Consider the following 21,908-nt stretch of genomic DNA (forward strand, 5'->3'; position numbering starts at 1 on the left):
TATGGAATGGTTTAAACGCAAACCGGCGCCGCCGCCGACTGAGCGCAAGGAAATCCCGGATGGGCTGTGGACAAAGTGCAATTCGTGCGGCGAAATTATCTATGTTCGCGAACTCGAGAAGGATCTCTGGGTATGCCGCACTTGTTCATTCCATTTCCGCATTCGCTCGACCGACTATATGGACATTCTGCTGGATGCCGACAGTTTCACAGAATATGATTCCGGACTGGTATCGCTTGACCCGCTCCAATTTAAGGACTCCAAGAAATATCCAGACCGCATTGCCGAAGCGCGCAAGAAGACGGGCCGCAACGATGCGGTAATCTGCGGTATCGGCGCCATCGACGGACGGCAGGTGTCGTTTGCGATTATGGACTTCTCGTTTGTGGGCGGCAGTATGGGAAGCGTCGTCGGCGAGAAGATCGCGCGCACTATCGAACGCGCGCTGGACCGGCAAGTACCGCTAATCATCGTTTCGTGTTCGGGCGGTGCAAGAATGCAAGAGGGCATTCTCTCGCTTTTGCAAATGGCAAAGACTTCGGGATTGCTGGCGCGGTTATCGGATACGAAGATTCCTTACATATCTATTCTGACCAATCCAACTACGGCAGGCGTTATGGCGAGTTATGCTTCGCTGGGTGATGTAAACATTGCCGAGCCGGGCGCATTGCTGGGTTTTGCGGGACGGCGCGTCATTGAGCAGACCATCGGCCAGAAACTCCCCGAGAATTTCCAGACATCGGAGTTCTTCAAGGATCACGGATTCCTGGACAAGATTGTGCATCGCCACGAATTGCGCAAGACAGTGGCGCTGCTTCTGGACTACTTCAGCCAGTAGACTATGCGTTACGACGACGCGATTAAGTTTATCTACAATCTTGAGCTGTTCGGCATCAAGATGGGGCTGGATAATATCACCCGCTTTCTCGACCACCTCGGCAATCCGCAGGATAGTTTCAAGTCGATTCACGTAGCAGGAACGAACGGCAAGGGGTCGGTTTCGTCGCTGATGTTTTCCGTGCTTTGCAAGGCCGGTTACAAGACGGGCGTGTTCACTTCGCCGCATTTGGTGGATTTCCGCGAACGGTTTCGGACTGATGCCGGCAATATCGACAAGCGGTCGCTTGCCGAATTCGTCGGGCAGAACAAGCAATTCATCATTGATGCGCGGATAACATTCTTCGAGATTTCGACGGCGTTGGCCTTCTGGTATTTTCGCAAGATGGGTGTCGAAGTCGCTGTCGTGGAAGTGGGTCTCGGCGGACGTTTGGATGCGACCAACGTTATCAAACCGCGAGTGTCGGTCATCACTCACATTGATTTTGATCACACCAAAAATCTCGGGCCGACACTGGAAAAGATAGCTTATGAGAAGGCTGGAATCATCAAGGCGGGAGTGCCGTTGGTTACCGGTGAGAAGCGACCGGAACTTTTGACGCTTTTTAAGAACACCTGCAACGAACGCGGCACGAAGCTGTTTCGCTCGGTCAAGATTTCACGAGATTTTGAATACACTTCGGACGGCATGCGATTCCACTACAAGCTGAACGGCAATGAAGAGACTCTGAGCAGTTCGTTGGCGGGCGCACACCAGATCGATAACATCGCCATCGTGCTTAAGTGCGCAGAGTTGTTGAATCGCGATAGTCTTTCGATCTCCGACAAAGCGATTCGCAGCGGTCTCAAACATTGTCACTGGCCGGCGCGTTTTCAAAAGGTTGCCACAAAACCGACAATCGTTCTCGACGCGGCGCATAACGCCGACGGGACAAGGGCTCTTGTCGCGACTTTCAAGAAAGCCTATCCGGGACGGAAGGCGCTGTTACTATGCGGATTCCTGGAGCGGCCTGATTTGGATGTGATCATGAAAGAGTATGCGCCGATTGTCAGGCGGGCTGTCCTGACGCGACCCGATTCGACTCGGGCAGCTGAAATCGAGGGTGTAATCTGGGCGGCGGTCGGAGCAGAAATTGACTTTGATGTGAAGCTCAACATTGCTGAAGCGGTTGACCGTATCCTTCATATCGCAGGCAAAGACGACATTATCGTAATGAGCGGATCGCATTACACATTGGGCGAGGCGATCAAGCGGCTTCACGCACTGCGTGACAAGAAACAGATTAAACTTCTAACTGCCGATATAACTTTACTGAATGGCTAGACAAGTACGAAAGAGCAGCGACGATGCGCCGGAACGTCAGAATCCGCCGTCACAACTGGCGGAACTGACCGAGGCGAATAAGCGGCTCAAACGAAAGATTTTCGATCTCTATACTATCTTCGAGATTTCGAAACATCTCAATTCAGTTTTGAACACCGAGACACTTCTCGACGGCATCATATTGACCTGTATTGGCCAAATGGGCGTCAACGGCGCGGCGATTTTTATCGTCCGCAGTCATGAGAATGATGATTTATCATTGGCAAAGACCAAAGGGCTTGCGGTCGAGCCGACGACCCAGATGGTGATCAAGGAAGACAGTCCTGTTCTACGCTTGATCCAGAGTATGCACGGCAAGCCGATGTCGTACTCGGAAATCCGCCAGCGCCTCGGTGATGTAAACGAAGTCAAATTGCTGGAATCGCTTGAATGTGAGTTTCTAATTCCGATGTCGCTGCAAAATCGCGTGCGCGGTCTGCTGTCGGTAACTCGAAAGATCTCCGGTACTTCGTTTTTCGAGGACGATTTGGAGTTTCTTGCGATCCTCGCAAATCAGCTCTCGGTAGCAGTTGAAAATGCGCGCTTGTTCGACTCGGAAAAGGAAGCGCTCGAGCGACTACGCACCGCCCAGCTGCAATTGTTGCAGGCGGAAAAACTCGCGGCACTGGGGCAACTCTCGGCACGCGTTGCACACGAGGTTAATAACCCGCTGGGGATTATCAAGAACTATCTGCTGATGATTCGCGAGCAGGAGTCGATGGATAAGCAGTCGGTTGAGTATGTACAAATTGTCACAGAGGAAGTCGACCGCATCGCCGGTATTGTAAGGCAATTGCTGGATATGTTCAAGCCGCGCCAGGATGGCTTTGCGGACACTGATGTCGAAGCGGTCATCGACGAAACTCTGCTCTTGTTGTCGCTTCACGCGCAAAAGGGTAAGGTCACGATCAATAAGAAGTTGCCGGAGCCATTTCCTCACGTATATGGTTCTGCCGAGCAACTCAAGCAGGTATTCCTAAATTTGATGATAAATTCCTGCGATTTCATGCCTTCAGGTGGTAGAATAGATATAGGCGGTGAAGTCGACGATCGTAGTCTGCGGCTGTACTTCACCGACTGGGGTCCCGGAATCGCGCCGGAAATCATTGAGAAGATCTGGGAGCCGTTCTTTACAACAAAATCTGCCGGCAAGGGCACCGGGTTGGGGTTGAGTGTGTGTTACAGCATCATCAAGGCGCATAGCGGCGAGATAGAAGCCGACAACGTTGACGGCGCCGGAGCGCGGTTTACGATTACTTTGCCGACAAAGAAATAGAGTATGAGTCTTTCCGAAATTCCCAAGATATTAGTAGTCGATGATGAACAGCGAATGTGTGATTCGCTGGATACGCTTCTGACCAAAGCCGGATATGCGGTGAAGACCGCCGGCGACGGCAAGCAGGCTTTGGAGATGTACGGCAAGGACAACTTCGATTTAGTAATCAGCGACATCAAGCTGCCCGAGATGACGGGAATCGAGCTGTTGCAGGCGATTCGCAAGGGGGACCCGAACGCAATGGTGATTCTGATGACGGCCTATGCGTCGCTCGACACAGCGCTTGCGGCAATCAATATGGGCGCATACGACTACTTGATGAAGCCGATTGAATTCACGCAGTTGAAACTGGCGGCGAAGCGGGCATTGGAAAAGCGCGATCTGGAGATAGCGCGTCAGAAGCTGATGGCTGAGCTTCAAGTGAAGAATGACCTGTTGAATCGGCGCATTGCCGAAGTTGACGCACTTTACCAAGCCGGCGTGATACTCTCGCAGTCGCAGGAACTCAAGCCGCTGTTGACACGCATCATTCGCCTGGCACTCGATGTAATCGGCGCCTCGGTCGGCTCTGTTATGCTGCTCGATGAAATGCGGGGCGAGCTGACGGTATCGGCATCGGTAGGAATGTCGGAGGAAGTCCGCCAGAAGACTCGGGTCAAAGTCGGAGATTCGATTGCAGGGCATGTCGCGCAGAGCGGTGAGTCGCTATTGATTCAGGATATCAGTTCAGACCCGCGTTTTGCCAAGTTCAGCAAAGGCAACTATGAAACCAAGTCGCTGATTTCGGTGCCATTGAAAATCAAAGACCGTGTACTTGGCGTATTGAACTTGTCGGATCCGCAGCACGGAACGGTGTTTGAGGATAATGACCTGCGACTGCTGGCGACGTTTGCGTCTCAAGCGGCGATTGCAATCGACGATGCGGAGAACTTTGAGCAACTGAGCAAGAAGCTCAACGAATTTGCGGTGCTGTATCAACTTGCCACCGAGATCACTACTGTCGACAATTCGCAGGACATGACGGACTTGATCTATCGTTCGCTCAAGCAGATCATCGCCATCGATTTCGCGATGTGGCTGTCGTGGAATGAACGTTCGGAAACGCTAGTAGTCAACTATTGGGAAGGTTACGGCAAGAAGGATGCAGGAGCGTTGCGGAGCAGGGAAGTACAACTGAAGGACAAGACTGTATATTCCGCCGCAGTCAGGACTGTCGCTGTGAAGGGGCTCATCAATGAGATACCGGCGCTACGTGATGCGATCAAAACGTTCGCCTCAGTGCCGATCATCACCAAGGGCGCACTGCACGGCTTGTTCTGTCTGGGTTCGCGGCAGGCAGACGCATTTTCTGAAAATGATGAGTATATCGCTTCGATCGTAGCATCACAGGCGACTTCGATATATGAACAGCAACGAGCAGTACTCAGCGCTACCAGATTGATGACGATGGGCAAGATGATGTCGGAAATTTCGCACGATTTGAAGAAGCCGCTGACGAATATTTCCGGCGCTTTGCAAATCATGCGCGAGCGGTGGCCGGAAATCGCGCAGTCGGATGACTTCTTCCATACCGCACAGCAGGAGATTCGCCGACTTGATGATTTGCTAAAAGAACTTCTGAACTTCTCGAATCCAACGAAGTACCAGCTCGAACAGAAGAAGATCGACGACTTGCTGAAGCGCGTGATACGACTGGTGGAAAACGATCTCAAGAAGCACAAGATCGAATTCTCGCAGGAATTCGAAGAGGACATCCCCGGCGTTCTTGTCAATGAGAACGAGATTGTTGAAGTATTGCTGAACTTGATAATCAACGCTATCGATGCCATGCCGGAAGGCGGTAAGATGTTGATACGGACCTTCAGCGAAATCAAGTCTGATACAGGCAAGCATCTGGTCGTGCTTACGATCAAAGACACCGGCAGCGGAATCGCGCCGGAGCATCTGGATCGAATTTTTGATCGCTACTTCACAACAAAAGAGTCAGGCACTGGATTGGGGCTGGCCATTTGCGAGCGCATTGTCATGGCTCACAATGGCGAAATCAAGGTCGAGAGCGCCCCGGGCAAAGGCACGACTATCATTATAAGATTGCCTTCCGCGTAGTCAATTCTCCCGAATTACATTCGAATCATTTGGAATTTGCGCTAAGTCTACAATCAGCGTAAAATGCCGTTTGCGTGTGAAAATCGTAAACGGATGGAGAACATGAGCGGATCGGTACTTCAAGATTTCCTGATTATCATGGTAGTCGCGGTGACTGTCGTGCTGATCTGCAGCCGACTGCGCATCCCGGTTGTAGTCGGATTCTTGATTACCGGTATTCTTGCGGGTCCGCACGGCTTCAAGCTGGTCGGCAGCGCTGAAGAGGTCTCGAAGATTGCGGATATCGGCGTAGTCCTGTTGCTGTTCTCGATCGGTGTCGAGATGTCCTTAAAGGACATGCTGCGAATGAAGCGGGTCATCTTTATTGGAGGTCCGCTACAGGTAGTTCTGACGACAGCCGTCGTTGCGCCAATCGTATACTTCCTCGGACTTTCAGCCGCCGAAGCGATTATGGTTGGAATGATGGCGGCGATGAGCAGTACCGCGATTGCGATGAAATCGTATCAAGAGCAAGGCGAAGGGGATAGTCCGCACGCACGCGCCGTCGTTACCGTTTCGATCTTTCAGGATATTGCTTCCATACCGATGTTGCTGGCGATTCCGGTCCTTGTCGGAAGCTCAGTGGGTGAGGGCGGAAGTGAGGTGCCCAAACTGCTTATCTATGGGCTGGGCATGATTGTCTTCGTGTTTGTTGCGTCGCGGTGGATTGCACCGTTTGTACTGGAAGCAGTTGCCATGACACGCAACCGGGAACTGTTTCTCATCAGTGTCGTTTTGATTTGCCTCGGGGTAGCGTGGTTCTCCTCGGTAGTGGGATTGTCACTGGCATTGGGAGCATTCCTGGCGGGATTGATTATCTCCGAGTCGGACTATAGTCATCATGCATTGGGAAACATCACGCCATTCCGAGATTTGTTTATCAGCTTGTTCTTTGTATCGGTCGGCATGCTGCTCGATTTTCGCGTCGTGTTCGCACAGCCGCTTTTGATTCTGGGGCTGGCTTGCGGAATTGTACTTCTCAAAGCGATCATCGTCGTGCCGGTTTGCCTGTTAATAGGCTACCCGATGCGCATTGCCGTGATGTCGGGGATCGGGCTAAGCAACGTCGGGGAGTTTGCGTTCATCTTGGCAAATGCCGGTTTGGCGGCGGGCTTACTGCAGCAGGACAACTATCAGATCTTCCTTGCAGTATCGGCAGTATCACTGGCATCGGCGCCGTTTCTACTGCGATTGGCTCCGCATCTGCCGCTTTGCAAAGGCAAATTCGCGAATTTACGAATCGGTGGAAAGTCGCAGTTTGTAGCGGAGTCGAGCAAAGAGCCTTTGGCAGATCATCTGATCATTGTCGGGTTTGGTGTCAATGGCAACAATCTGGCGCGCGCTTCGCAGGCTGTTTCGATTCCCTACGTCGTGTTGGAAATGAATCCTGAAACGGTCAAGCAAGCAAGGGCTTCGGGTGAGCGAATTTACTACGGCGATGCGACACAGGCGTCGATTTGGGGATCGATAAATATCGGCAAAGCAAGAATGGTCGTCATTGCCATCTCCGATCCGGAAGCGACGCGCCGGGCAGTTATGTTAGTCAGATCGTTGAATCAGACGGTACGTGTCGTTGCGCGCACAAGGTATCTCAACGAGATTGAGACCCTGGCACGACTTGGCGCCGACGAAGTCATCCCGGAAGAGTTTGAAACGTCGGTGGAGATATTCACGCGGGTATTGCGATACTATCTGATTCCCGAGGCAGAAATCAATCAAATCGTACAGGAAGTCCGGTCGGACAATTACGAGATATTCCGGACCAAGAATTCCGAATCGGCGTTGCAGAGAATCGAGAGCGACCTCTCACATATGCACATGACTACGCTCAAAGTCGCCGCCGATGCACAGGTCGTTGGGAGAAGCTTGGGAGCGACAAAACTGCGGTCAGACCACGGTGTGACGGTGCTCTTGATAAAAAGGGATGGTGCCAGTATTGCTAATCCGGATGCCAAGACGGTCTTTACGCCGGGTGACGTTGTTGTATTGGTTGGCGAAGACCAGCACCTCGAAGGGGTTTCGCATCTCTTTCATTAATAACACCTTAGCTTTGCAACTTAAATTAATAGTTTTACGTAATGGCGGTCAGATAAAAGGGGCAGTTCAAGAAACAACTTGTGCAAAGTGTCAATTCGTTTATCCTTGTCGATGCAATAACTTGCATGAAAATGGCACGATGTTGCTAAACTACAGGAAGTTTCTGCCGATAATGCACAGTACAGGGAGAGACAGTGTCAGAAGAAAAAACGAAATTACTAATCATCGATGACGATCCGAAGGTCTCGTGGATACTGCGCGAGGGCCTTAAGTCCGAGTACGATATTATGACCGCCAGCGACGGCATTGAGGGGATACAGATCGCCTCCAAAGAGAAGCCGCCGCTGATTCTGCTTGATATCAAGATGCCGGGCATGAGCGGTCTGGAAGTGCTCAAGAAGCTCAAAAAGGCGGGATTGCCATCGGATGTGATTATGCTCTCCGGGCAGGGCGAGACTGAGACGGTCGTCGAGGCTGTGCAACTTGGCGCGTTTTATTTCATCAACAAACCGTTCGATGTTCGCGAAGTAGATCTGCAGTTGCAAAAGGCGCTGGAGCGTCGCGGTTTGATCATGAAGATCGACGTGATGGAGCAGGCGTTGGTTGCCAAAACCGCTTGGGACGGATTCATCGGCGACTCAGGCCGGATGATCGAAATTAAGAACTTGATTGAGCAGGTTGCGGACAGCGAACTGTCAGTATTGATTCGCGGCGAATCGGGAACGGGCAAGGAAATCGTAGCGCGAATGCTGCATCAATTGTCATCACGCCGGTCGCATCCGTTTATCAAGGTAAACTGCGCAGCGATTCCGAGAGAGTTGCTTGAAGCAGAATTGTTTGGCTACGAAAGGGCGCCTTTACTGGCGCACACAAGAATAAACCGGGCCGATTTGAGACTGCCAACAAAGGCACGATTTTCCTGGATGAAATCGGCGACATGTCATTTGAACTGCAAGCCAAGCTGTTGCAGGTGCTGGAACAGCAGGAATTCGTTCGCGTCGGCGGAATCGTCAGCATAAAAGTTGATGTGCGAATCATCTGCGCTACGAATCGGGACCTGGAGCAGGCGATATATGAACGCCAGTTCCGCGATGACTTGTTCTACCGGTTGAATGAAATCACGGTGTCGTTGCCTTCACTGCGCGACCGTTTAGAAGACGTGCCGCTGCTTGTGGACCACTTCCTCCGCAAATACGGTGAAGTGTATCACCGCGAGCACGCTCACGTCAGTGCGACCTGTATGGCGGCAATGAGCGAATACAGTTGGCCGGGGAACGTGCGCCAGCTTGAGAATCTGATTAAACAACTGGTAGTTCGCCAGGATGAAGCGGTTGTGTTTGAGTCGATTCGCAATAGCCCGGACGCGCCGACAGCAGAACGGCCGGTTCGGCAAGCACGAGCAGGGCAGGGATATACTCCGCCACCGCAAAGCTCGCAAACCGCTGTGGCAGTCGGAGATGACAAGAATTTTTCGCTGAAAGACCGCTTGAGCCGGACGATTGAAAGCGAAGAAAAGAAGCTGATTGCCGAAGTCCTGCGAAAGACCAACTGGAATCGCCGTAAAGCGGCTACGATTCTGGAAATCTCCTATCGGTCGCTGCTCTACAAGATAAAGGAATATAGGCTCAACGAAGTCGAGTAAAGCTTCGTTATAACTGTAGGCTTATGCACGAAATGTGAACAGGGATGCACAAGCCAGCAGGTGGTTTTGGCCCTCCCAGAGTTTGCTTGCAAGAATTTCAAAAACTTTGTACCAACCAAACCTGAAGACTGGACGGTACACAACTGCGATACGGCAGATTCTTCCCGAATGAATAGGGACGAACTAAGCTGTGATGTCAGTTGGCATCGTAATTGCTGATGCATAGGCTGTGTGTAACGTAGATCGACCGGGAATAGTGGAAACACCTCAAATCAAGAGTAACGGAGTTAACAGCAAGGTGACTTTAGCCAGTGACTTCAGTTTTGTTGATCGGACTCGTCAAGAGCTGAGCCGGGCAGAGCGTTATTGCCTGTTTCTGTCGGTGCTTCTTATTGACATGAATGATCTAAGCCGCGCCGTTGCCAATCGCAATCTCGGTGACAAGATTAATCTCGAAGAAGTCTGCCGCGAAGTGGAGAAGAATCTGCGGAGCTCACTGAGAGCCTCGGATATCGTTTCTGGCTGTGAACGCCATCGTATCGGATTACTGCTGATGGAGACATCGCGCAGTGGATTGGAAGTTGTCAAGCGTCGCGTAGACGGGTTCCTGCGTGATTATTTAAGAGCCGCTTTACGATTGCCTTTCGATCCCGAAGTCAGTATCAAGGACGCATCATTCCCGGAAGAGCCTGATCAGTTTTCAGAGCTTGCTGAGCAGTTGTCGCGCGCTCAAGGCGCGATTTCGACAAAGTCGTAATTTCACCTCACATCAGTTAAGAAATGTCTGTCTGAGGACAAGAGTATCTGGACGTGCGTCTGGAGTGATCTAGTGATTGGCTATAGTGCGGGTACGACTGCGCCTTTGAAGAAGATTCCCGGGAACGAAACGGTCAATTGGTAGCCGTTGTCTTCGCCGTTGATAGGGACGGCGCTGATCTCGGCACTACGTTTGGTCGTAAACATCTTGATGCCATCGGAGTTCTGACTCATGAGCATTCTAAAGTAGCGCTGAAAAACTAAAATATCGTAAAAGGTGCGGACATCTTTGATGAGTTGGGTCTTGGTCGTCTGATGCACGACCTGCGGCAGTCCATTGACGCCGGGCTTGAGTTCCGGTTGCTTGCCGGAAACGTTGGTCGCGCGATTTTCGGAATCGAGCAGATTCTCGGGGATGTGAAAGCAGAAGATATGACTGCTGAGAGTCCGCGGAATCGGGACAGCCGAGCATTCGATGCCGCGCATAATGTCGATAAGGTCAGGGCAGTTGGACTTCTGGCTGATATGCTTGTAAACAGTCTCGACGACGTCGATGAGGTCATCGAGGGATTTCACAAAGTATCTCGCAGGTTTCGGATTGCCGTACTTGCTAATTAGTTTAGCATCCATCTATTTTCGTCCCATAGAAATCGAATTGTTGATCATGAAAAGCACAGATTCTTTCAATTCCGGGAGCGGCACAGGTTTGTGGACGTAGAGATCACCGGCGAATTTCGAGAAGCGCAGATCGTCGTCCTGGCGTTCTTTACCGGTCAGAAAGATGATAGGAATTTCGGCAGTGCGAGGATCGGTTTTGAGGCGGCTGGCAACTTCGTAGCCATCCATTTCGGGCATCATGATGTCGAGCAGGACGACTTCGGGGTGCTTCGAAGCGATTAACTCAACTGCTCTCGAAGGATCGGATAAACCGGTGACGTCAAATTCTTCGCCGTGGAAGTATTCGACCATGATATCTACAATTTCCGGTTCGTCATCGACAATAACAATGCGATACACTTTTTCCTCGCAGTCCCCAAGGATTTATTTCCTGCCCATTTGTTTTGGCGAGAATGTTCCGGATAGAACATCTCAAGCTAACTTCATTTCCGGCAAACGTTACCGGGTACTAACTTTATCGTCAGGTAGCCGGAATAGTTGATCTGCCGAAGGCTGTTAGGCGGAACGTTTTTTGAAACGTAATGCGGCGATAGCCAGGACTGAGATTCCAAGAACGAACAGGGGGATAATCTGGTCGAGGAGACTGATGAAACTGCCGCCCTTGAGGAAGATCGAGCGGATAATCACGATGAAATAGCGCAAGGGGTTCAGGTAGGTTAAGTACTGAATTGAAACAGGCATATTCTCCAGCGGAAATGCGAAGCCGGACAACAAAATGGCGGGCATCATGAAGAAGAATGCGCTGATCATTGCCTGCTGTTGAGTGGCGGAGATGGTCGAGATGAGAAGGCCGATGGCAAGGGTCGAGATCATGAAAATGAGCGATGTGAAGAACAACAGCGTCAGGCTGCCAACCAAGGGGACCTTGAAGTAGAAGACGGCGACGGCACTTATCAAGGATATGTCGATCATGCCAATGAAGGCGTAGGGTAGCGCCTTGCCAATGATGAGCTCGCTTGGGCGCACCGGTGTGACGATCAGCTGCTCCATGGTGCCGAACTCCTTTTCACGGACAATAGCCATTGAGGTCAACATCAACGTGACCAGGACCAAAATCTGCACGACCATTGCCGGAACATTGAAGTTGCGGCTTTCGAGGTCAGGGTTATACCAGATGCGCAATTTGGGTGCAACCATGCCTACAGGTTTGGCGGCGACACCGCCGGATGAGGCGATTCGTTGCGCCAGGATATCCTCGTTGAATCTAGCGATGGCGCCTTGCAAGTAATTGGCAGTAATCATGGCGCTATTGGAATTGGCGGCATCGATGGCGGCGCCAAGGTCCACCGGCTTGCCGGATGCGATGTCGTCGGCAAAGGAGCGGGGAACCTGTAAAACGCACCAGACTTCATTGGTTTGAAGAAGACTATCGATTTGATTTTCAGAGTTGAGAATGCGGTCAACGGTGAAGATGTCGGATGCCTGCAGAGATTGAATTAGCTTGCGGCTCATCGATGTTTGATCGTGGTCCAGGATTCCAAGGGGGATATTTTTGACATCATAAGTCGCGGCATAGCCAAAGATGATTAGCTGAACAATCGGCGACACGAAGATGATTGCCAGGACCTTACGGTCGCGAAACAGCTCTTGAAACTCCTTGATGAGCAATGTGAAGGTACGTCGCCAGTTCATTCGATTGTCTTTCTGAACTTGTGGGTGGCGAGCACCGAGAAGGCAACGGCGAAGATGAGCAATGCGAGACCTTGCATGTAGAGAAGTTCGAGCCCTGAGCCCTTAAGAAAGAGGCCGCGCAAGACTTCGATGAAGTAGCGGCCGGGGATGACGTGACTTACAACCTGAATCATTGTTGGCATTGAGCTAATCGGGAAAAGGAATCCGGACAAGAGGAAGCCGGGCAAGAACGAAGTCAGCAGGGACAGCTGAAATGCCAATTGTTGCGACTTGGCGACGACACTGATGAGATAACCATTGGCGAGAACCGCCAACAAAAACAGGCTCGAAAACAAAAACAACAACCACAGACTGCCGTGGAAGGGAACTTCGAAGATTGCGATACCGATGTAAGCCGCCATAAACAGATCGACAATTCCAATGATGTAGTAGGGCATGAGTTTGCCGACTGCCAGTTCCAACGGCGTGATTGGCGTCGATATCAGCAATTCCATTGTGCCGCGTTCCCACTCGCGCGCGATGGTGAGCGAGGTAAGGAGCGAGCCGAGAATCGTCATGATAAGAGAAATCAAACCGGGAACGAGGAAGTTCTGCGAATCAAGATCGGGGTTGAACCAGAATCTCGGTTCGAGATTGATTGGGCTGACGGAAACACGACCTCCGAATTGGCGCTCGATGCTCTCAAGGTTGAATTGAGAGATGATTTGGGATGTGTAGCCCACGACAGATTGAGTGGTGTTGGCATCGGCGCCATCGGTGATGATCTGTACCTCAGCGGTTCCGGTGATTAGCTGATTGGCAAAATCGACGGGGATGACGACGGCGACCTTGGCTTTGCTGCGTTCGATCAGCTCGGTGACGCGCTCTGGCAGATTTGTTCGCTCGATCTCGACAAAGTATCCGCTGTTGGTGAATTTGCGAATCAACTCGCGCGAATGGGTGGTGTTGGAGTAATCGGCCACAACTGCTGGTATCTGCCGGATATCGAGTGTAATCGCGTATCCGAAAAGGAAGATCAACGTCATGGGGAGGAGAAATGCGAGAATCAATGAACGCGTATCGCGAATGATCTGCAAGGTCTCCTTGCGAGCGATTGCCCAGACGCGATTGGAGTTCATTTCGGTCCCTCGTTGATCAAGGCGATGAAGAGATCTTCGAGTGTCGGGTCGATTGCAGTAATCTCAGTTGCTGTAGAATCAGCAGTGCGAATGGCTGAACTGACAGTGCTGAAGTCGGCATCAGGCTTGAGCGTGATATGAAGTTCGGAACCAAAGAGAACGACGTCGTCGATGTCGGGTCTCTTACGCAGGTGGTCGGCAGTCTCCCAGGGATTACGGGAGTCGAATTTGTAGATTCGTCCGGCGAAGCGTTGATGCTTCAATTCGTCGGGTTTTCCGATGGCGGCGAGAGTACCACTGAAGATCATGCCGATGCGATTGCACTCTTCAGCTTCATCGAGGTAGTGTGTCGTGACAAAGATCGTGACGCCAAGATCGGAAAGACGGTTGATCTGTTCCCAGAAATATCGGCGCGACAACGGATCGACACCGGCGGTTGGTTCATCGAGAAAGATGATTTCCGGTTCGTGTTGAATGGCGCAGAAGAGCGCGAGCAGTTGTCTGGTACCGGCGGGCAAGTCGGCGACAAGCGTGTCGCGCACTTGGCCCATAACGGTTTCGTTGAAGAAAGTGTTTTTCTTCTCGGTGTGGCGGGCGCGATCCATGAGATAGACGCCGGCATAGAAGTTGAGATTCTCTTCGACAGAAAGCGTATGATAGAGTGAGAACTTCTGCGACATGTAACCGATGCGCGTTTTAATCTTCTCAGATTCTTTCATGATGTCGAAGCCGGCGACGGTGCCGCTGCCGGAGCTTGGTTTCAACAGTCCACACAGCATGCGGATTGTCGTTGACTTGCCGGCGCCATTGGGACCGAGAAATCCGAAGATTTCGCCGCGATTAACCTGGAAGGTGATGTTATTGACGGCAGTAAACTTGCCGAAGTCGCGGCGCAAATTGGTGACATCAACAGCGAAATCGGTCATTGCTTTTCCTGCGACATTCCGATGTAGATGTCTTCGAATGAGGGGATGATTTCGCGCAGAGTATCGGCAGCTATATTCTTTGATTGGACTGCAGAGCTGATTTGAGCGAACGGCAATTCTCGCGAGGCGGCAATGTGGACACTCTTGCCAAAGAGCGAGACTGAAAGGAAGCGGGAATCGGAGGCGAGTTGGTCCTTGGCTTGTCGCGGATTGGCAGGTGTTAGTTCATAGACGACTTGATGAAAGTGCTTTCGAATATGCGCGGGTTCTCCCTCGGAGATGATAGCGCCTTTGTGCATCAGCAGGAATCGACTGGCGCGTTCAGCCTCATCCATGTATGAGGAACTGACGACGATGGTGGTGCCTTCGCGATTGAGATCGTAGAGGAGTTTCCAGAATTCGCGACGCGACACCGGATCGACACCATTGGTTGGTTCGTCAAGCAGGAGAATCTTGGGATTGTGAATTAGAGCGCAGGCGAGTCCCAGTTTCTGTTTCATGCCGCCGGAGAGCTTGCCGGCAAATCTGCCGGTGAAGGGTTCCATGCGGGAGAACTGCAGCAGGCGTTGTATGCGAGTACGGCGGTCCTGACCCTTGACCGAAAACAGATCAGCGAAGAAGTCGATGTTCTCTTGAACCGTCAAATCTTCGTAGAGTCCAAAGCGCTGCGGCATATAGCCGATGTTTGCTTTTTTGGAATCGAAGTTGCGGCGGTAGTCGTCGTCGAAGATGAGAATGTCACCGGAGTCGCAATTGAGAATGCCTGCCAATATGCGCAATAGTGTCGTTTTGCCGGCGCCATCAGGACCGACGACAGCAAGGATTGATGCTTCGGGAACAGCGAATGAGAGGTTGTTCAGGGCAACCGTCTCACCGAACGTCTTGCGCAGAGATTTGGCGGTGATGGCAGCGGTCATGATTTCTTCAGATAGACATCGACCGGCAATCCCGGCTTGAATGATCCCGCGGTGTTGTCAACCTTGATGCGAACAGCAAAGACAAGTTTGACGCGTTCTTTCTTAGTTTGGACGTTCTTGGGCGTGAACTCAGCCTTTTGGGAAATGAAGGAGATATTGCCTTTGATGGCGCTGTCGGGACTGGCATCGAGGAAGACATCAGCCGGATCGTTGAGATGCAGATGCGGCAGGTCGGCTTCGTTTACGTAGATTTCCACCCAGGTATCGCTGAGGTCGACGATTTCGAGCAGTGTGGAGCCGGTCATGGCGATTTCGCCAACTTCGACCGGATCGGCTTGCACGAATCCGCTGGTCGGACTGGTGATAGCGGTGTAGCCTTTTTGGATATCGAGCGTCTGTTGTTGAGCGGAGATTGTCTGCAAGCGGGCTTCGAGCGAGGCGAGGCGTCGCGTGCCGGAGTCGTAAGCGGTCTGGACATTGTCGTATTCGCGCTTGGGAATCGAACCGACAGCATAAGCCTCTTTGAGACGATCGAGATTGGTTTTGACGTTGGCGAGATCGATACGTGCGGCGGAGATTTCATCGCGTGTGGCGGAGATGGACGCGTCCAGTTCCTGCTGTTTGGCGTCGAGTAATTCGCCCTCGATGAGAAGCAGCGTGTCGCCGACGGTGATTTGGTCGCCACGGCTGAAGCGTTTGTCGATGATCTTCCCTGATGTTTGTGCCGCGACGGAGACGGCGGCGGCCTCCACGGTGCCGGAGGAATAGATTACGTCAGGTGGGAGGATGTCGGACTGCTGACGCCGGTAGATTAAGAAAACCAGCACTAACGAGATGACCACTAAGATCGGGATGATTGCTAACTTACGCACGGATTGCCCTCACAGTTAAGTGTCGATTTGACGGAAGATAAGAAATCGAAAAGGGAAGGGACAAGGGGAAAGTTGGGCGTCACCGATTGTGAGTGCCCCGAAGCTAATCGCCCTCACCTCCCGCTAGGCGCGGGACCTTCGGCCCGCCCCTCTCCCAGAATGGGAGAGGGGAGAAGATTGCTGTCGGCGAGGCCGTGCGCACGGGTGGCGAGATTGACACACCCCGCCTTGATCGCGCTCTCCGCCACGGCGGATCGCGCGCTCAAGGCACCACTCTCTTGGGGCTGTTGAGAATCCTCCCGGTTTGCGAATCGCTGGCAATTCCGGAAAAAGCCCAAGCTGGATTCCCGCTTTCGCGGGAATGACTTACAGGGAGGACCGCGATATGGATGAGATCATTCCCTATGCAAAGTGGCTTTTTCAACAGTCCCTACAGAGGGTGAGTCCAAAACGTTGGATGCACTCAATAAAATTGAGATTAATATCGCAAGCGAGGCTAAAAGATTTTGCCGGGGTTGACCAGATTGGGTGGGTCAAAGGCGGCTTTGATGGTGCGGAACAATTCAAGGGTTGGTGCCGGGACCTCAATGGGCAAGTAGGCGCGCTTGGTCATGCCGATTCCGTGCTCGCCAGAGATGGTGCCGTCCATTTTGACAGTAATCTCGAATAGTTCGCGAACGGCGGCGTGGATACGATCGTGGATTTCGAGTGTGTCCTCGGTGGCGAGGAAGTTCACATGGAGGTTCCCGTCACCCGCATGGCCGAAAGAGTTGACGCGCAGATTGTGCTTGGTGCCAAGGTCAGGTAATGCGGTGACGAGTTGGGGCAGTTTCGAAGGAGGCACGCAGACATCTTCAGAAACGCGCAAGACAGCAGCGGCTGTGATGGCGCGGGAAATCGAGCGCCGCAAGGTCCAGAGATAGTCGCGGCGAGAGTCGTCCTCGGTAGTCTCGAACTGTATCGGGTTGCGGGACTTGATAATCGGAGTAATCGACTCGGTCTCTTTGTCGACAGTGGACGGCGTGCCATCGAGTTCGATGACAAGTGCGGCCGCGGCTGGAATAACGTCGGTCCATTTGAGATAGTCGAGGGTGCAAGCGATAGCGTCGCCATCCATGAATTCGAGGACGGCGGGAATGACACCGCTCGCCATGATTCCGGAGACGACCTCCGCGGCATCGGATTGTTTCGAGAAGGTGGCAAAGAAAGTTCGACTAAAAGGCGACGGGTCGATCAATTGGATAGCGATTCTAACAATGATCGCCAAGGTGCCTTCAGAGCCGACTAGGATCGAGCCGAGGTCGTAGGTCTGGTCTTTCGCGAACGAGCCAGTCTGGATGAGTTCGCCCTCGATATCGTAGCCCTCGATGCCAAGAACGTAGTCTTTGGTGAGACCATATTTCTTGCAACGCAATCCGCCGGCGCATTCGGCAACGTTGCCGCCGATCGAGGATTCTTTGACGCTTGCCGGGTCAGGAGGGTAGAACAAATTCAAGGCGTTGGCCGTGTCGGCAAGTGTTTGCGTTATGACACCCGGTTCGACAATTGCACATTTGTTGGCTATGTCGATTTCGAGGATTTTATTGAGACCGATGAGAGCAAGGACAATCCCGCCGAACTCGGCTGCTGCTCCGCCGGTGTAGCCGGTTCCGGCGCCGCGCGGGATAACCGGGACGCGGTGTTCTTACTACTACTGCGGCCAGGGGCGGATGATTGATATCAGTTGCATCGTGGGAGCAATCGTCGTAGGTGCAGCCATCGAGGTGGATGTTCTCTTTCCCGACTATCTCCGCCAAATCGATGTAGAGCTGATCTGCAGGCGTAAGTCGGGATTGCGTCATTAGTCGCTCTTGGGTTTTGGCTTGGACTCGGTGGAAGGCGCCGGGGTAGAAGAAGAACTTGAGTCGGAGCTGGCGGCTTTCTTGTACGAGTCCTTGCGATAATCGGTGATATAGAAGCCTGAGCCTTTGAAGATCAGCCCGGTCCCGCCGGTGATGACACGCATGACGACACCTCCGCATTTCGGGCAATCGCGAAGAGCGGGGTCAGACATTTTCTGAAACTCCTCGAATTCATGACTGCAAGTTTGACAGCGGTACCAATATGTCGGCATTCGTGTTCCTTTCTAAGTTAGACGTTCTAGCCCTCAGGGCCCTCACCTCCCGCGAAGCGCGGGACCTTCGGCCTAACCCCTCTTACCCAAAAGCCCTCACCCCCGGCCCCTCTCCCGCCGCGGCGGGAGAGGGGAGGAAGTGATTGGGTGATTATTCTACTACTTTATAGACCGCCCATGGTCATCGCGATGGCGGTGACGTTGACGATATCTTCGGGCGAACAGCCGCGCGACAAGTCGTTGACAGGTTTGGCCATGCCTTGGACAATCGGGCCGATGGCTTCGGCTTTCGCCATTCTTTGTACCAACTTATACGCAATGTTGCCGGCATCCAAATCAGGAAAAATCAACACATTTGCTCTACCTTCAACAGGTGAGTCTGGCGCCTTGGATTGCTGAACCTTAGGGATGATTGCGGCATCAACCTGAAGTTCGCCATCGACGATAAGATTCGGCTCGATCTGCTTGACGAGCTTGAGAGCCTCAATCACCTTTGTGCAATCGGAGTGCTTGGCAGAGCCTTTGGTCGAGAAGGAGAGCATCGCAACGCGAGGCTCCTCGTTCATGAGAGCGCGATACGAACGCGCAGTTGAAACGGCGATCGCTGCAAGCTGTTCCACGTTCGGTTGGGGAATCACTGCTGAGTCGGCGAAGAAGATGACTTTCTCTTTCTCGCCAAGAAACTCCGGCAGGACCATCATAAAGAAGCTGGAAACTGCGGTGATGCCTTTGCCAAGTCCAATGACCTGAATGCCTGCGCGGAGAACGTCACCGGTCGTGTTAAGAGCACCGGCGACAGAGCCATCGGCGAGGTTCTTGCGGACCATCATGGCGCCCCAATAGAGCGGCTGACGGATGGTCTTCTCGGCTTCCTCGAGGGTGAGGCCCTTGGCTTTGCGCAGTTCGAACAGCTCTTGAGCGAACTCCTTGTGAAGAGGCGAAGTCGCCGGATCGCTGACAGTGCACTTGCTTAAGTCGAGCTGATGTTCTTTGGCGAGTGCGGTGATCTTGGCAGTGTCGCCGACGAGAATCACTTGGGCGATGCCCTCGGCGATTACTGTTTTGGCGGCGATGATCGAGCGTGGTTCTTCGCCTTCTGGGTATACCACTCGACGTTTCAGGGATTTGGCTTTATCGCGAAATTGCTGGAGCACGGACATATAACCTCCCGACTACTTATCTTTCCAGTTTAGATAAGCAGTGATAAATTCATCAATCGCGCCATCCATGACCGCCGAGGTATTCGACGTTTCACAAGAGGTGCGATGATCCTTAACCATGTTGTATGGATGAAAAACGTATGAGCGGATTTGGCTGCCCCATTCGATCTTCTTTTGTTGCTTGACGTATACCTCGAGTTTCTTCTCTTCCTCTTCACGAGCGCGTTGATAAAGGCGGGCCTTGAGGACCTTGAGCGCGGATTCTTTGTTCTTCAACTGCGAGCGCTCGGTTTGGCATTGCACAACAATGTTAGTCGGAATGTGTGTGATGCGAATCGCCGACGAGGTCTTGTTGACGTGCTGGCCGCCGGCGCCGGAGGCGCGGAAAGTATCGATGCGAATATCGTCAGGATTGATTTCGATGAGGATTTCTTCGCCGACTTCGGGGAGAACGAAGACCGAGGCAAAAGAAGTGTGCCGGCGTTGATTGGCATCGAAGGGGGAAATTCGCACCAGACGATGCACGCCGGATTCCGATTTTAGGTAGCCATAGGCATAGTCGCCGCGGACTTCGAGAGTGGCTGATTTGATGCCGGCTTCGTCGCCGTCGGAGTAGTCGATTAAGTCAGCCTGATAGCCGTGGCGTTCGCACCAGCGGGTGTAGAGACGCAGCAGCATCTGTGCCCAGTCTTGCGACTCGGTACCGCCGGCGCCGGGATGAATTGAGATGATGGCGTCGTTGGGGTCATCGCGGTCAGAGAGCAGAGTGCGAAGTTCGAAATCGGCCAGATGGCGGTCGAGTTCGGTATGTTGCTGTTCGAGTTCGCGTTTGAGTTCGGCATCATCGGAAGAGAGTTCTTCAAGAGTTTCGAGATCGCCGAGCGATTTTTCGAGCTTAGCGGATTCTTCGAGCCATTTCTTTTCGAGAGAGATTTCCTTGAGAATGCCCTGTGCCTTTGCCTGATTGCCCCAGAAGTTCTCTGCAAGCGTCAATTGTTCTAATTCTTTAAGTTTCGCCGCCTTCTTATCGAGGTCAAAGAAACTCCTTCAGCCGTTTGAATCGTTCGGCTAATTCTTGAATGCTTGCTACTTCGGTCAAATCTCCTCCAAATACTCATTGCCAATCGGCGTAATTATAGTTGTTATTATGACAATGTCAACTGCAAGAAAAATCAACGTTTTCGGGCTCTCCCTTAAAGGGATGGAAGACCTGATGGTAGCGCACGGCGAGAAGCCGTTTCGCGGCCGCCAACTGTTTCAATGGATTTACCAGAAGGAAACCAGCGACTTCACCCAGATGAGCAACTTTAACAAGGAGTTGCGAGACCTTTTGGATGCCAAGCACGATGTTCGCCTTCCGGAAGTGGTTCGCAAGCAACGCGATCCGGACGACAGCACCGCCAAGTATCTCGTGAAATTCTCCGACGGGGCAATGGTCGAAATGGTGCTGATTCCGGTGCGAGAGCGCCTCGCGCTGTGCATGTCGAGCCAGGTGGGATGCACGATCGGGTGCAAATTCTGCGCGACCGGATTGCTTGGATTTAAGCGGAATCTCAGCGCGGGAGAGATGATCGGCCAGTTTATGCTGGCGCGCAATCTTACCGGCGACAAGGAACTGGCGAATGTGGTGATGATGGGAATGGGCGAGCCGCTGTTGAATCTCGATAATGTCGTGGAGGCGATTCGAACAATCAGTTCCGAGCAGGGGCTGGGATTTTCGGCGCGCAAGTTCACGATTTCGACAGTGGGGCTGATAACTGAAGTTCGCAAACTGACGGAGATGCGGTTGAAGGCGGGATTGGCGTTGTCGCTGCACGCGCCGATACAAAGTCTACGCGAGCGGTTGATACCGTCGGCAAAAGACAATCCGCTGGATAAGCTGAAAAACCGTTTACGCCTTACGATTTCAGGACGCCGTCGCAGGATGCGATTGATCAATTCCGCGAGTATTTGTATCCGCGCTGTCCGGCAGTGACATTGCGGACGCCGAAGGGGAGAAGGATTGCGGCGGCCTGCGGGCAGTTGGTGGCGCAGGTGGAGAAGGTGGCGGGAGGGGACTAGCTCAGTACACCCCTACCCCCTTTGTTAAGGGGGAGTAACAAAACTGCCACATTAGTCGGATTGCAGAATTGCCATTAATTGGCAGGTCTCCGGGCAAGTGTGTCTTAATTGGGGAGAGATTTCGGTAAGGAGACCTGCCCTACGGAACTCTCCCATTGGGAGAGGGGAGATTTTGAAGGTCAGTACAACCCCCTAACCCCCTTTGTTAAGGGGGAATAACGAAACTGCCACATTAGTCGGGTTGCAGAATTGCCACTAAATGGCAGGTCTCCGGGCGAGAGTGTCTAAATGGGGAGAGATTTCGGTAAGGAGACCTGCCCTACGAAACTTGACTTGTTAGACAGCCTCAGGACGTCTGCCGCGCACGGCATAGGG

21 protein-coding genes are annotated in these 21,908 nt (G+C 52.5%); 10 read left to right on the forward strand and 11 right to left on the reverse strand.

Annotated elements, in window-relative coordinates; genetic code table 11:
* Position 1 precedes the first annotated feature (1 nt).
* The 8 genes from IPH59_03530 (at position 2) to IPH59_03565 (ending at position 10,057) form a co-directional block, all read left to right on the forward strand.
* Positions 2 to 838 carry an acetyl-CoA carboxylase carboxyltransferase subunit beta gene (locus tag IPH59_03530; GenBank protein MBK7090782.1) on the forward strand — a complete coding sequence of 279 codons (837 nt, stop codon included), beginning with the start codon at positions 2 to 4 and terminating at the stop codon, positions 836 to 838.
* A 3-nt stretch (positions 839 to 841) separates the two neighbouring features.
* Positions 842 to 2,161: a bifunctional folylpolyglutamate synthase/dihydrofolate synthase gene (locus tag IPH59_03535; protein ID MBK7090783.1), complete on the forward strand. Its 1,320-nt coding sequence runs from the start codon at positions 842 to 844 to the stop codon at positions 2,159 to 2,161.
* Positions 2,154 to 3,476: a hypothetical protein gene (locus tag IPH59_03540; protein ID MBK7090784.1), complete on the forward strand. Its 1,323-nt coding sequence runs from the start codon at positions 2,154 to 2,156 to the stop codon at positions 3,474 to 3,476. The genes IPH59_03535 and IPH59_03540 overlap by 8 nt, the downstream gene beginning before the upstream one ends.
* A 3-nt stretch (positions 3,477 to 3,479) precedes the next feature.
* The gene (locus IPH59_03545) at positions 3,480 to 5,582 is read left to right on the forward strand and encodes a GAF domain-containing protein (protein MBK7090785.1); all 2,103 of its coding nucleotides are present in this window, start codon (positions 3,480 to 3,482) and stop codon (positions 5,580 to 5,582) included.
* Positions 5,583 to 5,684: 102 nt separating this feature from the next.
* Entirely contained in the window at positions 5,685 to 7,658 is a 1,974-nt protein-coding gene (locus IPH59_03550) for a cation:proton antiporter (protein MBK7090786.1), read from the forward strand.
* A gap of 194 nt (positions 7,659 to 7,852) precedes the next feature.
* Complete coding sequence (locus tag IPH59_03555) at positions 7,853 to 8,677, forward strand: sigma-54-dependent Fis family transcriptional regulator (GenBank protein MBK7090787.1); 825 nt, start codon at positions 7,853 to 7,855, stop codon at positions 8,675 to 8,677.
* Positions 8,596 to 9,300 (forward strand): sigma 54-interacting transcriptional regulator, encoded by a 705-nt coding sequence (locus IPH59_03560; protein ID MBK7090788.1) that lies wholly within the window; start codon positions 8,596 to 8,598, stop codon positions 9,298 to 9,300. The genes IPH59_03555 and IPH59_03560 overlap by 82 nt, the downstream gene beginning before the upstream one ends.
* A 298-nt stretch (positions 9,301 to 9,598) precedes the next feature.
* Positions 9,599 to 10,057 carry a diguanylate cyclase gene (locus IPH59_03565; GenBank protein MBK7090789.1) on the forward strand — a complete coding sequence of 153 codons (459 nt, stop codon included), beginning with the start codon at positions 9,599 to 9,601 and terminating at the stop codon, positions 10,055 to 10,057.
* Between the two features lie 80 nt (positions 10,058 to 10,137).
* Here IPH59_03565 and IPH59_03570 read toward each other — a convergent pair whose 3' ends face one another.
* The 7 genes from IPH59_03570 to IPH59_03600 form a co-directional block, all read right to left on the reverse strand.
* The gene (locus tag IPH59_03570) at positions 10,138 to 10,686 is read right to left on the reverse strand and encodes a hypothetical protein (GenBank protein MBK7090790.1); all 549 of its coding nucleotides are present in this window, start codon (positions 10,684 to 10,686) and stop codon (positions 10,138 to 10,140) included.
* A complete protein-coding gene (locus IPH59_03575; GenBank protein ID MBK7090791.1) occupies positions 10,687 to 11,073 on the reverse strand; it encodes a response regulator in 387 nt (128 codons plus the stop codon).
* 156 nt (positions 11,074 to 11,229) lie between these two features.
* Positions 11,230 to 12,366 (reverse strand): ABC transporter permease, encoded by a 1,137-nt coding sequence (locus tag IPH59_03580; GenBank protein ID MBK7090792.1) that lies wholly within the window; start codon positions 12,364 to 12,366, stop codon positions 11,230 to 11,232.
* On the reverse strand, positions 12,363 to 13,484 hold the full coding sequence (locus tag IPH59_03585) for an ABC transporter permease (protein ID MBK7090793.1): 1,122 nt from the start codon (positions 13,482 to 13,484) through the stop codon (positions 12,363 to 12,365). Before IPH59_03585 ends, IPH59_03580 begins: the two co-directional genes overlap by 4 nt.
* Positions 13,481 to 14,410 carry an ABC transporter ATP-binding protein gene (locus tag IPH59_03590; GenBank protein ID MBK7090794.1) on the reverse strand — a complete coding sequence of 310 codons (930 nt, stop codon included), beginning with the start codon at positions 14,408 to 14,410 and terminating at the stop codon, positions 13,481 to 13,483. Before IPH59_03590 ends, IPH59_03585 begins: the two co-directional genes overlap by 4 nt.
* Positions 14,407 to 15,327 carry an ABC transporter ATP-binding protein gene (locus IPH59_03595; GenBank protein ID MBK7090795.1) on the reverse strand — a complete coding sequence of 307 codons (921 nt, stop codon included), beginning with the start codon at positions 15,325 to 15,327 and terminating at the stop codon, positions 14,407 to 14,409. Before IPH59_03595 ends, IPH59_03590 begins: the two co-directional genes overlap by 4 nt.
* The gene (locus IPH59_03600; protein ID MBK7090796.1) at positions 15,324 to 16,199 is read right to left on the reverse strand and encodes an efflux RND transporter periplasmic adaptor subunit; all 876 of its coding nucleotides are present in this window, start codon (positions 16,197 to 16,199) and stop codon (positions 15,324 to 15,326) included. The genes IPH59_03595 and IPH59_03600 overlap by 4 nt, the downstream gene beginning before the upstream one ends.
* Positions 16,200 to 16,393: 194 nt before the next feature.
* Here IPH59_03600 and IPH59_03605 point away from each other — a divergent pair, with 194 nt between their 5' ends.
* The gene (locus IPH59_03605) at positions 16,394 to 16,564 is read left to right on the forward strand and encodes a hypothetical protein (GenBank protein MBK7090797.1); all 171 of its coding nucleotides are present in this window, start codon (positions 16,394 to 16,396) and stop codon (positions 16,562 to 16,564) included.
* 131 nt (positions 16,565 to 16,695) lie between these two features.
* Here the strand turns inward: IPH59_03605 and IPH59_03610 are convergent, their stop codons facing one another.
* The 4 genes from IPH59_03610 to prfB form a co-directional block, all read right to left on the reverse strand.
* Positions 16,696 to 17,694, reverse strand: coding sequence for an FAD-binding protein (locus IPH59_03610; GenBank protein MBK7090798.1), 999 nt, complete (start codon positions 17,692 to 17,694; stop codon positions 16,696 to 16,698).
* A gap of 345 nt (positions 17,695 to 18,039) precedes the next feature.
* Entirely contained in the window at positions 18,040 to 18,312 is a 273-nt protein-coding gene (locus IPH59_03615; GenBank protein ID MBK7090799.1) for an FmdB family transcriptional regulator, read from the reverse strand.
* A 164-nt stretch (positions 18,313 to 18,476) separates the two neighbouring features.
* The gene (pta, locus tag IPH59_03620; GenBank protein ID MBK7090800.1) at positions 18,477 to 19,472 is read right to left on the reverse strand and encodes a phosphate acetyltransferase; all 996 of its coding nucleotides are present in this window, start codon (positions 19,470 to 19,472) and stop codon (positions 18,477 to 18,479) included.
* A gap of 12 nt (positions 19,473 to 19,484) precedes the next feature.
* Positions 19,485 to 20,465 carry a peptide chain release factor 2 gene (prfB, locus tag IPH59_03625; protein MBK7090801.1) on the reverse strand — a complete coding sequence of 327 codons (981 nt, stop codon included), beginning with the start codon at positions 20,463 to 20,465 and terminating at the stop codon, positions 19,485 to 19,487.
* Between the two features lie 160 nt (positions 20,466 to 20,625).
* Here prfB and IPH59_03630 point away from each other — a divergent pair, with 160 nt between their 5' ends.
* Positions 20,626 to 21,447, forward strand: a complete 822-nt coding sequence (locus tag IPH59_03630; GenBank protein ID MBK7090802.1) for a 23S rRNA (adenine(2503)-C(2))-methyltransferase RlmN — start codon at positions 20,626 to 20,628, stop codon at positions 21,445 to 21,447.
* Positions 21,448 to 21,908: the final 461 nt, after the last annotated feature.

The organism is bacterium (genome assembly GCA_016708315.1).
Taxonomy (GTDB): Bacteria; Zixibacteria; MSB-5A5; order CAIYYT01; family CAIYYT01; genus JADJGC01.